The 14,446-nt window shown below is 65.6% G+C and carries 15 protein-coding genes; 11 read left to right on the top strand and 4 right to left on the bottom strand.

All coding sequences use genetic code 11. From position 1 onward, the window contains the following. Positions 1-18 precede the first annotated feature (18 nt). Positions 19-1,815 (bottom strand): AMP-dependent synthetase/ligase, encoded by a 1,797-nt coding sequence (locus tag G5C33_RS03990; RefSeq protein WP_165326025.1) that lies wholly within the window; start codon positions 1,813-1,815, stop codon positions 19-21. 179 nt (positions 1,816-1,994) lie between these two features. On the opposite strand from G5C33_RS03990, the gene G5C33_RS03995 reads away from it, so the two are divergent. Beyond that, positions 1,995-3,776 carry a gamma-glutamyltransferase family protein gene (locus G5C33_RS03995; RefSeq protein ID WP_228275187.1) on the top strand — a complete coding sequence of 594 codons (1,782 nt, stop codon included), beginning with the start codon at positions 1,995-1,997 and terminating at the stop codon, positions 3,774-3,776. Here G5C33_RS03995 and G5C33_RS04000 read toward each other — a convergent pair. Then, positions 3,773-4,840: a quinone-dependent dihydroorotate dehydrogenase gene (locus G5C33_RS04000; protein WP_165326026.1), complete on the bottom strand. Its 1,068-nt coding sequence runs from the start codon at positions 4,838-4,840 to the stop codon at positions 3,773-3,775. The two genes, G5C33_RS03995 and G5C33_RS04000, sit on opposite strands and share 4 nt — an antisense overlap. Positions 4,841-5,093: 253 nt before the next feature. On the opposite strand from G5C33_RS04000, the gene G5C33_RS04005 reads away from it, so the two are divergent. The 10 genes from G5C33_RS04005 (at position 5,094) to G5C33_RS04050 (ending at position 13,195) form a co-directional block, all read left to right on the top strand. Continuing rightward, complete coding sequence (locus G5C33_RS04005; RefSeq protein WP_165326027.1) at positions 5,094-6,044, top strand: helix-turn-helix domain-containing protein; 951 nt, start codon at positions 5,094-5,096, stop codon at positions 6,042-6,044. Between the two features lie 39 nt (positions 6,045-6,083). Continuing rightward, on the top strand, positions 6,084-6,641 hold the full coding sequence (locus G5C33_RS04010; protein ID WP_165326028.1) for an SUF system Fe-S cluster assembly regulator: 558 nt from the start codon (positions 6,084-6,086) through the stop codon (positions 6,639-6,641). After that, the gene (gene sufB, locus G5C33_RS04015; RefSeq protein WP_165326029.1) at positions 6,641-8,104 is read left to right on the top strand and encodes a Fe-S cluster assembly protein SufB; all 1,464 of its coding nucleotides are present in this window, start codon (positions 6,641-6,643) and stop codon (positions 8,102-8,104) included. The genes G5C33_RS04010 and sufB overlap by 1 nt, the downstream gene beginning before the upstream one ends. Continuing rightward, positions 8,101-8,649: a hypothetical protein gene (locus tag G5C33_RS04020; protein ID WP_165326030.1), complete on the top strand. Its 549-nt coding sequence runs from the start codon at positions 8,101-8,103 to the stop codon at positions 8,647-8,649. The genes sufB and G5C33_RS04020 overlap by 4 nt, the downstream gene beginning before the upstream one ends. A 14-nt stretch (positions 8,650-8,663) precedes the next feature. Beyond that, the gene (locus G5C33_RS04025) at positions 8,664-9,122 is read left to right on the top strand and encodes a hypothetical protein (protein ID WP_165326031.1); all 459 of its coding nucleotides are present in this window, start codon (positions 8,664-8,666) and stop codon (positions 9,120-9,122) included. 3 nt (positions 9,123-9,125) lie between these two features. Continuing rightward, positions 9,126-9,869: a Fe-S cluster assembly ATPase SufC gene (gene sufC / locus G5C33_RS04030; RefSeq protein ID WP_165326032.1), complete on the top strand. Its 744-nt coding sequence runs from the start codon at positions 9,126-9,128 to the stop codon at positions 9,867-9,869. Next, positions 9,866-10,951, top strand: coding sequence for a SufB/SufD family protein (locus G5C33_RS04035; protein WP_323126179.1), 1,086 nt, complete (start codon positions 9,866-9,868; stop codon positions 10,949-10,951). Before sufC ends, G5C33_RS04035 begins: the two co-directional genes overlap by 4 nt. 133 nt (positions 10,952-11,084) lie before the next feature. Then, positions 11,085-12,308, top strand: coding sequence for a cysteine desulfurase (locus G5C33_RS04040; RefSeq protein WP_165326033.1), 1,224 nt, complete (start codon positions 11,085-11,087; stop codon positions 12,306-12,308). A 5-nt stretch (positions 12,309-12,313) separates the two neighbouring features. After that, positions 12,314-12,793 carry an SUF system Fe-S cluster assembly protein gene (locus G5C33_RS04045; protein ID WP_165326034.1) on the top strand — a complete coding sequence of 160 codons (480 nt, stop codon included), beginning with the start codon at positions 12,314-12,316 and terminating at the stop codon, positions 12,791-12,793. Positions 12,794-12,835: 42 nt separating this feature from the next. Continuing rightward, positions 12,836-13,195, top strand: a complete 360-nt coding sequence (locus G5C33_RS04050; RefSeq protein ID WP_165326035.1) for a HesB/IscA family protein — start codon at positions 12,836-12,838, stop codon at positions 13,193-13,195. Positions 13,196-13,210: 15 nt separating this feature from the next. On the opposite strand, the gene G5C33_RS04055 is transcribed toward G5C33_RS04050, so the two are convergent. Both G5C33_RS04055 and trxC read right to left on the bottom strand, forming a co-directional pair. After that, entirely contained in the window at positions 13,211-13,654 is a 444-nt protein-coding gene (locus G5C33_RS04055; protein ID WP_165326036.1) for an SRPBCC family protein, read from the bottom strand. Between the two features lie 339 nt (positions 13,655-13,993). Beyond that, complete coding sequence (gene trxC, locus G5C33_RS04060) at positions 13,994-14,431, bottom strand: thioredoxin TrxC (protein ID WP_165326037.1); 438 nt, start codon at positions 14,429-14,431, stop codon at positions 13,994-13,996. Positions 14,432-14,446 lie beyond the last annotated feature (15 nt).

A 14,446-nucleotide genomic window follows, 5' to 3' on the forward strand; every position in this document is an offset into this window, starting at 1 on the left:
GGTCCGGCGTCCCGCCGCTCAGCCGCGATAGAGCGCCGTCAGCCGTTCGCCATATACCTCGCGCAGCACGTGGCGGCGGATCTTGAGCGATGGCGTGAGCTGCTGATTCTCGATCGCGAAGGGTTCGTCGGCGAGGATGAAGCGGCGGATACGCTCGATCTGCGACAATTCCTTGTTCACGCGCTCGACCGCGCGATTGAGCGTGGCGCGATATTCGCGGTCCTCGGCCAGCGCGGCGGGATCGTTGGGCGTGCCGGTCGCCGCGCACCATTCCTGCGTCCATTCGGGATCGGGAACCAGCACGGCGGTCATATAGGGCTTGCGGTCGCCATAGATCATGGCCTGCATGATTTCGGGCTGCAGCGTCAGCATGCCCTCCACCTTCTGCGGGGCGATGTTGTCGCCCTTGTCGTTGACGATGATGTCCTTCTTGCGGTCGGTGATCTGGATGCGGCCCTGATTGTCGATCTGGCCGATATCGCCGGTATGGAGCCATCCGTTCCTGAGAACGCGATCGGTTTCCTCCTCGTTGCGCCAATAGCCGTGCATCACCAGCTCGCCGCGCACCAGTATCTCGCCGTCATCGGCGATATGCACTTCGACGCCCTTCATCGGCGGACCGACCGTGTCGTGCTTCAGCCCTGCGCTGGGGCGATTGCAGGAAATCACCGGCGCGGCTTCGGTCTGGCCATAGCCCTGCAGGAAGGTGAGCCCGAGCGAATCGAAAAAGATGCCGACTTCGGGATTGAGCGGCGCGCCGCCCGAAACCATCGCCTTGATCCGTCCGCCGAAACGCTTGGCGATTTTCGGCTTCAGCGTGGCGTTGATCACCAGCTCCATCGGCTTGTCCTTCAGCGGCACGCCGCCCGCTGCCTTCTTAGCGCCTATAGCCACCGCGCGCTCGAGCATCCGTTTCTGGAAATTGCCCTGTTTCTCGATCGCCTTGGTGATCCGCGTGCGCAGCACTTCGAACAGGCGCGGGACGACGACCATGATCGTCGGCCGCGTCTCCTCGATATTCGATGCGAGCTTTTCCAGCCCTTCCGAATAATAGATCTGCGCGCCCAGGCTGATCGGGAAATGCTGCCCGCCGGTATGTTCATAGGCGTGGCTGAGCGGGAGGAAGGAGAGGAAGACTTCGTCGTCCCAGCCGAAATCCTCCGAGATGATGGTGCAGCAGCCCTCGCAATTGTGCAGGATCGCGCCGTGATGCTGCATCACCCCGCGCGGCGCGCCGCCGGTGCCGCTGGTATAGATGATGCAGGCCATGTCCTCGCGCCGGAAGGTGCAGCGCGCCGCCACTGCGTCCGGGTCGGTCGGGTGATCGGCGATCAGCTGATGCCATTGGTGATATTCCATGCTGCCCGACTGGCTGGCGCGCATTTCGTCGATCGCGATCACCATCCGCGCCGAGGAGGAGCGCACTGCCGCGGGCATCAGCGCGCGGGCGAGCTTGGCGTTGGAAACGATCACCGCGCAGGCGCCGGAATTTTCGATGATGTGAACGTGATCGCGTTCGGTGTTGGTGGTGTAGGTCGGCACGGTGACACAGCCCGCCGCCATGATCGCGAGGTCGCTGATGCACCATTCGGGACGGTTTTCGGCGACCAGCATCACACGATCGCCGCGGCGAAGCCCCAGCGCCTGCAGCGCGGTGGCAAGCGAGGCGACCTGGCGCGCAGCCTCGGCCCAGCTCGTCGACACCCATTTGCCGTCCTGCTTGGCCCAGAGGAAGGGGGCATCGCCTTTGTCGCGGGCGCGCGTGAAGAACATGCTGACGAGATTGTCGAAATGTTCGAGCTGCCTGTTTTTCATCCGGCGTCCTATCCCCTTGTCTTCGCTGCCGGTCTCGCGCCGGGCGTGGCGCGGGACCCTAGTGGTTCGGCGATGCGAGCGCCAGCGCCGCAGCGGCATGGACGCTCGCGCATGCCCTCGTTATGCCCATTAGACGCGGCAGCGCGCCGGAAGGTTCAACACGGGATGGAGATTTGCCGATGATCGCGAGGAGTGTGCCGCTACGGAAACCGACTTTCGCTGCGCTGCGTCGCCTGGGCGCAATGCTCGGCCTGGTCGCGCTTTCGGCCTGCGCCGCGCCGCCCGCCCCGCCGGAAACCGCGTCGGCCCCGGTCGCCGAAACTCCGACGCCGATGCGCCCGACCCCGATCTTCGTGGCGGCGGCCAATCCGATCGCTGTCGAGACGGGGCTGTCGATCCTGCGCCAGGGCGGCAGCGCGGTCGACGCGACCATCGCGATGCAGGCGGTGCTGGGGCTGGTCGAACCGCAAAGCTCCAGCGTCGCGGGCGGCGCGTTCCTCACTTATTATGACGGCGCCACCGGCGAGGTGAGCATCTATGACGGGCGCGAAGTCGCGCCGGCGGGCGCCACGCCCGCGCTGTTTCTGGGCGAGGACGGCGAACCGCTGCCGTTCCGCACCGCGTTGCTCAGCGGGCGGGCGACCGGCGTGCCGGGCGTGCTGCGGATGCTCGAGCTCGCGCATGACGATCACGGCAAGATTCGCTGGAGCGGCCTGTTCGCCGATGCCGAGCGGATCGCGCGCGAAGGCTTCACGGTGTCGCCGCGCCTTGCCCGGTTCATCCACGGCAGTTTCCCGCAGACCGGCGAGCGTGATTTCCGTGCCTATTTCACCGGCGAAGACGGCGCGCTGCTCGATGCGGGCGATACACTGCGCAATCCGGCCTATGCCGATTTCATCGCGCGGCTGGCCGAGCAAGGCCCCGACGCGCTCTACACCGGGCCGACCGCGCAGCGCATCGTCGCGCGGACGCATGAAGGGCCGCTGGCCGGTAGCATGACGATGGCGGATCTTGCCGCCTATCGCCCGATCAAGCGCGAGCCGCTGTGCCGCGCATGGCGAGTCTATATGGTCTGCGTGCCGCCGCCGCCGTCGAGCGGAGTGGCGCTGCTGCAGCTTCTGGGCATGCTCGAACATACCGATATCGCCGATCGCGGGCCGGGCGATGCGCAGGCATGGTTCCTGTTCGCCGAGGCGAGCCGGCTGATGTATGCCGATCGCGACGCCTATGTCGGCGACAGCGCCTTTGTCGACGTGCCGATCGAAGGAATGCTCGATCCCGATTATGTCGCGCGCCGCGCGGCGCTGATCGGCGATCATGCCGGTCCCGCCCCCGAACCGGGCGTGCCGCAGGGCGCGCAGCTGGCCGGGATCGACGCCACGGTGGAGCCGACGGGAACCTCGCATTTCATCGTTCGCGACAGCTATGGCAATGTCGTGTCGATAACGACGACGGTCGAATCAATCTTCGGCACCGGCCGGATGGTCGACGGCTTCTTCCTCAACAACCAGCTGACCGATTTTTCCTTCGCGCCGGTCGACGACGCCGGCAACCCGGTCGCCAATGCCGTCGCACCGCGCAAGCGCCCGCGCTCGACGATGACGCCGACGATCCTGCTCGACGGCAACGGCGACTTTGCCGGGGCGATCGGATCGGCCGGGGGGACGGCGATCCTCGCCTATGTCGGCAAGTCGCTGGTCGGTGCAGTCGACTGGGGCCTGCCGATGCAGGACGCGCTGGCGCTGCCCAACCTGATCGCCAAGGGTGACTATTTCTTCGGCGAAGTCGACAAATTTCCCGCTGATGTGCGCGCGGGCCTTGCCGAACGCGGCATCGTCATCCGGCCGGGGCAAGGCGAGGATTCGGGGCTTCAGGGTGTGATCATGCGCGAAGGCCGCTTTGACGGCGGCTATGATCCGCGCCGCGAGGGCCGCGCGATCACCGAATTGCTCGGCGACTAGGCATCGACGCCGACGGCGTCGGCGATATTGGCGAAGCCGTCCCGGCGCAGCAGCGCCGAAAGCTCGCGCGCGATGCGGCGCGGCAGGGCCGTGCCGTGATAGACCAGCGCCGAATAGACCTGAACCAGGCTCGCTCCGGCGCGGATGCGGGCATAGGCTTCGGCGCCGCTGTCGATCCCGCCCGCCGAAATCAGCGGAAGCTGTCCGCCGGTCGCCGCGCGCGCATCGCGCAGCGCGCTGCGCGCGAGCGGCGCGAGCGGCTTGCCCGACAGCCCGCCTGCCTCGCCCGCATGCGAATCGCGCAGGCTTTCGGGACGCGAAAGCGTGGTGTTGGAAACGATCAGGGCATCGACATGGTGATCGATCGCCGCGGAAGCGACCGATTCGATTGCTTTCGCCTCCAGATCGGGCGCAATTTTCAGGAAGAGCGGGCGCGCATTGCCGTCGGCCAGGCGGCGTGCCGAATCGCAGGCGGCAAGCAGCTCGTCGATCGCCGGGCGCGATTGCAGGTCGCGCAGCCCCGGCGTGTTGGGCGAACTGACATTGATCGTCAGATAATCGGCGTGCGGCGCGGCGTGCGTCACGCCGTGGACATAATCCTCGACGGCCTTGTCGGCGGCGACCGCCTCCTTGTTCGCGCCGACATTGATGCCGAGCGCGCCGCGCCGGCGCGGCAGCTTCGCGATTCGCGCGAGCGCCGCGTCGAGGCCGTCATTGTTGAATCCCATGCGATTGATCACTGCTTCGTCCGCGGCGAGGCGAAATAGGCGCGGCCGCGGATTTCCCGGCTGCGCGCGCGGTGTCAGCGTGCCGACCTCGACCGATCCGAAGCCCAGCGCGAAAAGGCCGGGGATCGCTTCGGCATTCTTGTCCAGCCCGGCGGCAAGCCCGACGGGGCTTGAAAATCCGATGCCCGCGATACGCTGCGACAGCCGTGCGTCGCGCTCGATACCGGGGGCGAGCGGCGTGCCCGCGGCGCCCCAAATTCGCAGCGCGGATATGGCGGCGCGATGCGCGGTTTCGGCATCGAGTGCGAACAGAAGGGAGCGAGCGGGATAGTGCATGCGGCGCGCTTTCGCACCGCCGCGCGCCCGCTTCAAGACGGCGTCGCGCGCGCGGATGTCGATTCCGTCCAATACGTTGCGAACGAACGGCTTTACTGCCGTCAGCGCGACCCGAGGGGTTCCGCTGAATAGGGGGGCCCTTTTTTCTCAAGGCCCGGCCGACTCGTTCGGCCGGGCCTCCTTTTGTTCGGTCGTAACCCGCGCTATGAGGTTGGAGATTCAGCGGACAGCTGAGCACAGGGGGCCGCAGGGCATGGCTGGCTTGTCGCATCGCGTTCGGAAGGACGAACAGGAAGAACATCGGCCGGAACCGATTCGGCTGGGCGGCGGCAATGGTTCGCGGCCGGGTGTCGATTCGCCCGATCTCATCTATCTCCCGGCGGTCGGGCCGCTAATGCCGCTGGTCGAGAGCTATTATCTCTATCGCTACGATTGCGAGGCGATCGAAGGGGTCGAGCGTGTCGATACCGGGCAGATTCGTTTCATGCTGCACGGCCAGGGGAAGCTGCTCTTCCCCTCGGGCCGGATTCAGACCTCGCTGCCGGTGATGATCAACGGGCCGAGTTCGGCGGCGTGGCGCTATTGCGTCGATGGGCCCTTTCACTGTTTCGGCGTGTCGTTGCGGCCGATCGGGTGGCGCTCGCTGGTCGGGCAGCCGGCGCATCGGTTCAGCGAAACCGTGCTTGATGCGGACACGGTTTTCGACGGCGAGGCGAGCCCGCTGCTCGAACAGTTGCGTTGTGCGGAGACGCTCGAGGAAATGGTCGCGCTGGTCGAGCCGATGCTGCTGCGGCATCGCCGGCGCGTGCCCGAAGCGCATCTGGCATTGTGCCGGGCGGTACGCGAATGGGGCGCGAGCGAGAAGCTCGGCATCGATGCGCTCTACGCGATGGTGCCGATGTCGCAACACCAGGTGATGCGGCTGTGCAACGAATATTTCGGCGGGCCGCCCAAGCATCTCGAGCGCAAGTTCCGCGCGATCCGCGCCGCGATGCGCATCTATCAGGGCGCCGAGCCGGCGGCGGTTTCCGGGCCGTTCTTCGATCAGTCGCACATGATTCACGAAATCAAGCATTTCACCGGCCATACGCCGACCAGCCTTCGCGAGGCGATCGATCCGGTGCTGGCGAGCACGCTGGACAACGAAACCTTCCATATAATTCCCGAAGTCTTCCCCGAATCGGTTGACCCGGGCGGCGACTAGTCCCATGTGCCAATCGGAACGAAACAGTCCGATTGGAAAATGCGCCTTTCGAGCCTAGCCGATTACGCCGTCGTCACGATGGCCGCCGCTGCCCGCCATTGCGGGGGGATGGCGCGCGTCAATGCGACGTCGCTTGCAGAGGAAACCGGGCTGCCGCTGCCGACGGTGCAGAAGCTGGTGAGCAAGATGTCCTCGGCGGGGTTGATCGAAAGTTCGCGCGGCACCGGAGGCGGCTTTCGCCTGTCGCGCCCGCCCAAGGCGATCACGCTCGCCGACATCGTCGAGGCGATCGAGGGGCCGATCGCGCTTACCGCGTGCGTCGACAGCGCCAAGCCCGGTTGCGCGGTGGAGGCGAACTGCCATGTCCGGCCGCACTGGAATGTCGTGAACAATGTCGTGCGTGATGCGCTGGTGGCTGTGACGCTGGCGGATCTCAGTACCCCACCGTTGGCTTCGAGCGCAGTGTCGAGCGAAGCCGAGACTCGAAGTCGAGAAGACGGTGCGGCAAACGCGACAGACGAAGCCTTTCTCGACGGACGCTTCTCGACAAGCTCGAAGCTGCTCGAAACGAACGGAAGCAATAGGATTTCAGGCTGATGGCCACCAAGAACGCAGAGGCGCTCGCCGCCGCGAACAAGAAATATGAGTGGGGCTTCTCCTCGGACGTCGAACAGAGTTTCGCGCCCAAGGGGCTGAGCGAGGACACGGTCCGATTCATCTCGGCCAAGAAGGGCGAGCCCGAATGGATGCTCGACTGGCGGCTCAAGGCCTATCGCGCCTGGCTGGAAATGACTTTGCCCGAATGGGCGAAGCTCGACATTCCGCCGATCGATTATCAGGACGCCTATTATTACGCCGAGCCGAAGGAGAAGGAGACGATCGCCTCGCTCGACGAGCTCGATCCCGAAATCCGGCGCACCTATGAAAAGCTCGGCATTCCGATCGAGGAGCAGAAAGTGCTCGCGGGCGTCGAGGGCGCGCGCAAGGTCGCGGTCGACGCGGTGTTCGACAGCGTTTCGGTGGCGACCACTTTCCGCAAGGAGCTGGAGGAAGCCGGCGTCATCTTCCTGTCGATCAGCGAGGCGATCAAGAAGCATCCCGGGCTTGTTCGTAAATATCTTGGCAAGGTCGTGCCTCAGCGCGACAATTTTTATTCATGCCTCAACGCAGCGGTCTTTTCCGACGGCACCTTCGTCTACATCCCCGAAGGGGTGCGTTGCCCGATGGAGCTTTCCACCTATTTCCGCATCAACGCGGAAAATACCGGCCAGTTCGAACGCACGCTGATCGTCGCCGACAAGGGGAGCTATGTCTCCTATCTCGAAGGCTGCACCGCGCCGATGCGCGACGAGAACCAGCTTCACGCCGCAGTGGTGGAACTGGTCGCGCTCGACGATGCCGAGATCAAATATTCGACCGTGCAGAACTGGTATCCGGGTGACGAGAACGGCAAGGGCGGCATCTACAACTTCGTCACCAAGCGCGCGCTGTGCCAGGGCAAGAACAGCAAGGTGAGCTGGACCCAGGTCGAAACCGGCAGCGCGATCACCTGGAAATATCCCAGCTGCATCCTTTCGGGCGATGGCTCGGTCGGCGAATTCTATTCGGTCGCGGTCACCAACGGGCGGCAACAGGCCGATACCGGCACCAAGATGCTGCATCTGGGCAAGAACACGCGCTCGACGATCATCTCCAAGGGGATTTCGGCGGGGCGTTCGGACAACACCTATCGCGGCCGCGTGCTGGTGCAGGCGGGTGCGGAGAATGTCCGCAACTTCACCCAGTGCGACAGCCTGCTGCTCGGCGATCAATGCGGCGCGCACACCGTGCCCTATATCGAAGTGAAGAATCCCTCGGCGCAGATCGAGCATGAAGCGACGACGTCGAAGATTTCGGATGACCAGCTTTTCTACGCGCTGCAGCGCGGGCTCGATGAGGAAGCGGCGGTGGCGCTGATCGTCAACGGCTTCGCCAAGGAAGTGCTGCAGCAATTGCCGATGGAATTCGCGGTCGAGGCGCAGAAGCTGCTCGGCATCAGCCTGGAAGGAAGCGTGGGGTGATCGCCACGTTCCTCTCTCTCCTCCTTATCGCCGTTCAGGACGTGCCGCCGCAGGATGCTGCGGCCGCGCCGGTGGACGACGAGGAGATGTACGAGGAAATCGTCGTGCAGACGCGCGCCGGGATGCCCGCGCTCGTCTTCGATCGCGGCGCGGACGGGCGGCTCTATAATTGCCGGCTCTTCTCGACCAGCGGCGTCGACACGGTCGATGCCGAGGCGTGCGACAATTTCCGCGACTGCGTGATCGACGAAAATGGCGAGACGCAGTGCCGCGAAGCGCCGGTGGCGAGGCTGCAGGGCGGGGCGCCGATCCTGATGGAATCGCGGCCGCGGAACGGAGCGATCGGTCGGCTGGCTCCGCTGCCGATCGAACTCGACGCGCCCGAACCGGAAAATGAAGGCGCCGGCCCGAACCAGCGGCGCGCGAACGGAGACGACCCCAACCGCCTCGGCAAGCTGCCGCCGCCGCCGACCGATCCGACGCGCGGCGTCGGCGCCAGCATCACGCTGGGCAATCCCGATCAGGAGCAGGGAGACGATTGGTGAGGAACGCGCGATTCATGCGATTGAACGGACCTGGTTGGCGTTGCGTAGCCGGGGCGCTGCTGATGGGTGTCGGCCTTGCCGGTGCTCCCGCGGCGGTTGCGCAGGAGGCGTCAGAGGCGCAGGCCACCAGCGAAGTTGAGCCGGGCCCTGTGCGCATCGGAACCGTCACCACCACCCGTTCGATTGCCATTCCCGACGAAATCGCGCCGGTCGTTTTTCCGTACATGAGCTGCCTTGAGGATTCCCGGGGCGCTGCCTCCTATTCCGATGGTCGACAGCGCAAGCCGCAATATGAAGAAGGCGCGGACTGCACGTCGGTCCGCGAAAAGGCCGCTCGCGATGCCGATGCGCGCTTGCGGAGAAGCGGCATGCGCAACCGGGCCGAGCGCGAGAGAGTCATCGAAAAGGCGCTGAGCGACATCGAGGACCTGCACGATATGCACCCGGGATCACCGGACGAAGAAACAAGGTAAGACATGCTGAAGATTGAAAATCTCCACGCCGAAATCGACGGCAAGGAAATCCTGAAGGGGCTGAGCCTCGAAGTCGCGACGGGCGAGGTCCATGCGATCATGGGGCCGAACGGCGCGGGCAAGTCGACGCTCGGCTATGTGCTCGGCGGGCGTAGCGGCTATGAAGTGACGCAAGGCTCGGTGACCTTCGACGGGCAGGATCTGCTCGACCTGGCGCCCTATGAGCGCGCCGCCGCGGGGCTGTTCCTGGGTTTCCAGTATCCGGTCGAAATTCCCGGCATCTCCAACGTCCAGTTCCTGCGCGAAGCGCTCAACAGCCAGCGCCGTGCGCGTGGCGAGGAAGCGCTTTCGGGCGCGGAATTCCTCAAGCTCGCGCGGGCACAGGCCGATGCGCTGGGGATGAATCAGGACATGCTCAAGCGCCCGGTCAATGTCGGCTTTTCGGGCGGCGAGAAGAAGCGCAACGAAATGGTGCAGATGGGCATCCTCGCGCCCAAATTCGCGATCCTAGACGAAACCGACAGCGGCCTCGACATCGATGCGCTGCGCGCGGTGGGCGACGGCATCAACCGGATCATGCGCGCGCCGGACAAATCGGTGCTGCTGATCACGCACTATCAGCGGCTGCTCGACTATGTGAAGCCGGACAAGGTGCATGTCCTGGCCGACGGCAGGATCGTCCGTTCGGGCGGGCCGGAACTGGCGCAGGAACTCGAACGCGAAGGCTATGGGGAAATGGCGGCGTGAGTACGACGCTGGACCTTCCGAGCCGCAAGCAGGAGGCGTGGCGCTGGTCGGACATGGATGCGCTCCATGCCGCCGCCAACACGCCTGCTGGCGATCCGGGCATCGACCCCGCATCGCTGTTCCTCGACATCGAAGGGCCGCGCCTGCTGTTCGTCGACGGCATGTTCGAACCCGCGCACAGCCGGCCGGGGCCGGTAACGGTGGGCGGCTTCGAAGCGGCGAGCGATCATGCGCTCGGCGGGCTCGCCACCGGCGAAGGCTGGACGCTGACGCTCGATAGCGGCGGCGCGCGGACCGACATCCAGATCGTTCACTTGTCGACCGGCGGCGAAAACCACGTCCCCGCGCGCATCCTGCTCGGCGAGGATGCGACGGCGAGCGTGGTCGAAACCTTCGCCGGGCGCGGCTGGGCCAATCGGCTGTGCCAGATCGGCCTCAAGCGCGGCGCGCGGCTGATGCGCTCGGTGCGGCTGCTGCAGAAGGAAGGCTTCGTCTCGATCCGCGACGAAGCCGATATCGCCGAAGCCGCGAGCCTGGTTTCGGTGTTCCTCGGCGCGGGGCATATGGGCAGCCGCATCGACGGCGCGCTCTCGCTGGCCGGGCCGGGCGCTTATGGCGAAATGGGCGGCGCGCTGCTGACACGCGGCGAGCAGCGGCAGGAAGCGGCCGTTGTCGCGCGCCACGCCGAACCCGAAGGGACGAGCCGCCAGATCTGGCGGGCGGTTGCCGCCGACACCTCGACTGCAAGCCTGGCCGCCCGCGCCGAAGTCGCACGCGACGCGCAACGGACCGACGGCGAGCAATCGCTGCGCGGGCTGTTGCTCAATCGCGCGGCGACAGTGAACCTCAAGCCCGAACTCGAAATCTTCGCCGACGATGTGAAGTGCGCGCATGGCGCGACGGTCGGCGAACTCGATCGGCACGCGCTGTTCTATCTCGAAAGCCGGGGCCTGCCCGAAGCGCAGGCGCGCGGGCTGCTGACGCGCGCGTTCGTCGCCGACGCGATCGACCGGATCGGCGAGGACGCGGTGCGCGAGGCGTTTCTGGAAGACGCCGGCATATGGCTGGAGGAGGCGTTGTGATGGCCGGCAGCAGCCCCCTTCGTCATGCTGAACTCGTTTCAGCATCCACCGTGCAACAAGCGAAGTCCGCGCAAGTGGAGGAGTGGACCCTGAAACAAGTTCAGGGTGACGATGGAGCTTGGGGAGAAGGCGCGTGACCACGGATACAGCCACCACCGACACCCGCGCGCTCGACTTGCTTGCCGATTTTCCGGCGATTCCCGAGGGCTGGGCCTATCTCGATACCGCCGCGACGGCGCAGAAGCCGCAGGCGGTGATCGATGCGATCGCGCGCGGCTATGGCGAAACCTATGCGACGGTCCATCGCGGCGTCTATCAGCGCTCGGCGGATATGACGCTCGCCTATGAAGCGGCGCGGGCGCGGACGGCGAAGTTTCTGGGGGCCGAAAGCGCCGACGAAATCGTCTTCGTGCGCGGCGCGACCGAGGCGATCAATCTGGTCGCCGACAGCTGGGGCGTTTCGCAGCTCAAGGCGGGTGACCGCATCCTGCTGAGCGCGCTCGAGCATCACGCCAATATCGTGCCGTGGCAGATGCTGGCGGAACGGATCGGGCTGGCGATCGACGTCGTGCCGATGACCGACGATCAGGCAATCGATCTCGACGCGATGGCGGCGATGCTGACCGATCGGCACAAGCTGGTCGCGCTTGCCCATATCTCCAACGTCACCGGCGCCGTGCTCGATGCGAAACGCGCCACCGAACTGGCGCATGGCGTCGGCGCGAAGCTGCTGCTCGACGGGTGTCAGGCCGTGCCGCGCATCGCCGTCGATGTTCAGGAGATCGGCTGCGATTTCTACGCCTTTTCGGGGCACAAGCTTTACGGCCCCACCGGCATCGGCGCGCTGTGGGCGCGAAAGGAAATCCTCGATGCGATGCCGCCCTGGCAGGGCGGCGGATCGATGATCGATCGCGTGACTTTCGAAAAGACGACCTATGCGCCCGCGCCCGGCCGGTTCGAAGCGGGGACGCCGCATATCGTCGGCGCGCTGGGGCTTCATGCCGCGATCGACTATGTCGATGGCATCGGCCTCGATCGCATCCATGCGCACGAAGCCGCATTGGTGGCGCAGGCGCGTGAGAAGCTGTCGGCGATCAACAGCGTGCGGCTGTTCGGTCCGGCGGATTCCGCCGGAATCGTCAGCTTCGCGGTTGAGGGGGTGCATCCGCACGATGTCGCCACCATATTGGATGAAGGCCAGGTCGCGATCCGCGCCGGCCATCATTGCGCCCAGCCGATGATGGATGCGCTGGGCGTGCCCGCCACCGCGCGGGCGAGTTTCGGGGCCTATAACAATGCACGCGATGTCGCCGCGCTGGTCGCCGGCGTCGAACGCGTGACGCGGATATTCGGGTGAATGGCATGAGTGAAGACCGCAAGATCGTGACCGAGCAAGTCGACGCCGTGGCGCCGCCGCAGCGCGCGCGCGTGCAGGACGCGGTCGAGGAAAATCCACGCGATACCTTCGAGCGCAAGCGCGACTATCTCGAAGGGTTCTTGTCGCAAAAGCCCGAAGGCGAAAGCAACGGCGAACCCGGCGGCGAAACCTACGAAGCGATCGTCGCCGCGCTCAAGGAAATCTACGACCCGGAAATTCCGGTGAATATCTATGACCTGGGGCTGATCTACGGCGTCGAGGTTACCGATGACGGCCATGCCGCCGTCACCATGACACTGACGACGCCGCATTGTCCGGTGGCCGAATCGATGCCCGGCGAAGTCGAGCTGCGCGTCGGCTCGGTTCCCGGCGTCGGCCATGCCGAAGTCAATCTCGTCTGGGACCCGCCCTGGGATCCGGGCAAGATGAGCGACGAGGCAAAGCTCGAACTGGGCATGTTGTAAGCAGCTTCCCTCTCGCCCGTGCGGGAGGGGAGGAAGGATGAAATGATGACCGATACCAAAACCCGCGCCCGCCCCGCCGCGATCACGCTGACGCCGGCCGCCGAGGCGCGTGTCGCGAAGCTGATGTCGCAGGCGCCGGAAGGTGCCATCGGCGTCAAGCTGTCGACTCCGCGCCGCGGCTGTTCGGGGCTCGCCTATTCGGTCGACTATGTCACCGAAGCCAATCCGATCGACGAACGGATCGAAACGCCCGGCGGCGTTTTCTTTGTCGACGCCGGGTCGATCCTCTATCTGATCGGATCGACGATGGACTGGGTGGAAGACGATTTCACTGCCGGTTTCGTGTTCGACAATCCCAATGCCACCGGCGCATGCGGCTGCGGGGAAAGCTTCACCGTCTGATCGAATGGCGGCCGGTCAGCCGTCGGTCGCGATATTGGCGAGAAATTCGCCGAGCGCATCGAGCGCGATTTCCCAGCGCGCCTGTTGCGCGGCGCATGCCGCTTCGTCGGCAAAGCCGAAATGCACCAGACTGACTTCGGTCAGCGCGTCTTCCAGCGCCAGGAACTGCACTGTCACGCGGTGCATATCGGCCGTGCGCGCGCACCAGCTGAATTCGAGCAGTTCTTGATCCTCGACGGCGTTGAAGACGCCCCATTCCTCGGCCGCGCCGTCCTTTGCGCGCTTGGAATCGATGATGAAGCTGCCGCCGATCCGCGGATCGATCTGGGCGAGGGCGACCATGCCGTCGCGCCCCGCCCACCAGCGCGAAAGCAGGTGCGGCTGCGTCCATGCAGCGAATACGATATGCGCGGGGGTCGGATAACGCCGCAACAAGGTAAGTCGCAACGCCGCCGCCATCAGCTGCCGGAGGCCGGCGGAGGAAAGCCGAGTCGATCGACCCGAAGCGGCGCGCGATTCATCATGGCACGCACTATTCCTTCGCAGGCGCACAATCGCAACCCCATTTTGTAACGGCCGCGCCACAAATCCGGTCTCGCCTCCCCGCGCGATGGACGCCGCGCTTGCCGGGTGCCGCTTCGGAAGGCGGGTCGCAATCGGCATTCACGTTGCGGCGCAGCAAGGCCGGCGATCGCCGACCGGGTGCGAATTGGCGCGATCGCGGTTCTTCGCATGGTTACGCCCCCCCTGTCGCGCGCCGCTATGCCCGGCTGGCGCCGTCGGAGCGCGAAAGGCGCGTCAGCGGAGCGTCGCCTGCGTCCATTGCACCAGCGTCGCGCGGTCGAGCGCGCCCGATTTGCGTGCGATTTCCCTGCCAGCGCGAAACAGCGCGACGGTGGGGATCGACTGGATGCGATAGCGCGCCGCCAGTTCCTGCTCGCGCTCGATATCGACCTTGGCGAGGCGGACCTGCGGTTCCAGCGCAGCCGCCGCGGCCTGGAACTGCGGCGCCATCACTCGGCAGGGCCCGCACCATTCCGCCCAGAAATCGACGAGCAGCGGCAGCGTTCCGAGCCGCATCATCCTGTCGAATCCGGCCGTGTCGAGCGTCACCGGCGCGCCCTGAAACAGCGCCGCACCGCATTTCCCGCAGGTCGGCTTTTCGCGGAGCCGCGTTCTCGGCACCCGATTGGCCGTGGCGCAATGCGGACAGACGATGATTTCCGAATCGCTCATGCCTTTCAGCTAGGA

The organism is Sphingosinithalassobacter tenebrarum (assembly GCF_011057975.1).
GTDB lineage: Bacteria > Pseudomonadota > Alphaproteobacteria > Sphingomonadales > Sphingomonadaceae > Sphingomonas > Sphingomonas tenebrarum.

Bases quoted from the DNA above. Each gene is read 5' to 3' on its own strand.
- G5C33_RS04010 (WP_165326028.1), top strand. From the start codon at position 6,084: ATGCGCCTTTCGAGCCTAGCCGATTACGCCGTCGTCACGATGGCCGCC.
- G5C33_RS04005 (WP_165326027.1), top strand. From the start codon at position 5,094: ATGGCTGGCTTGTCGCATCGCGTTCGGAAGGACGAACAGGAAGAACAT.
- G5C33_RS04055 (WP_165326036.1), bottom strand. From the start codon at position 13,654: ATGGCGGCGGCGTTGCGACTTACCTTGTTGCGGCGTTATCCGACCCCC.
- sufB (WP_165326029.1), top strand. From the start codon at position 6,641: ATGGCCACCAAGAACGCAGAGGCGCTCGCCGCCGCGAACAAGAAATAT.
- G5C33_RS04000 (WP_165326026.1), bottom strand. From the start codon at position 4,840: ATGCACTATCCCGCTCGCTCCCTTCTGTTCGCACTCGATGCCGAAACC.
- G5C33_RS04025 (WP_165326031.1), top strand. From the start codon at position 8,664: ATGCGATTGAACGGACCTGGTTGGCGTTGCGTAGCCGGGGCGCTGCTG.
- G5C33_RS03990 (WP_165326025.1), bottom strand. From the start codon at position 1,815: ATGAAAAACAGGCAGCTCGAACATTTCGACAATCTCGTCAGCATGTTC.
- G5C33_RS04045 (WP_165326034.1), top strand. From the start codon at position 12,314: ATGAGTGAAGACCGCAAGATCGTGACCGAGCAAGTCGACGCCGTGGCG.
- sufC (WP_165326032.1), top strand. From the start codon at position 9,126: ATGCTGAAGATTGAAAATCTCCACGCCGAAATCGACGGCAAGGAAATC.
- G5C33_RS03995 (WP_228275187.1), top strand. From the start codon at position 1,995: ATGATCGCGAGGAGTGTGCCGCTACGGAAACCGACTTTCGCTGCGCTG.
- G5C33_RS04050 (WP_165326035.1), top strand. From the start codon at position 12,836: ATGATGACCGATACCAAAACCCGCGCCCGCCCCGCCGCGATCACGCTG.
- trxC (WP_165326037.1), bottom strand. From the start codon at position 14,431: ATGAGCGATTCGGAAATCATCGTCTGTCCGCATTGCGCCACGGCCAAT.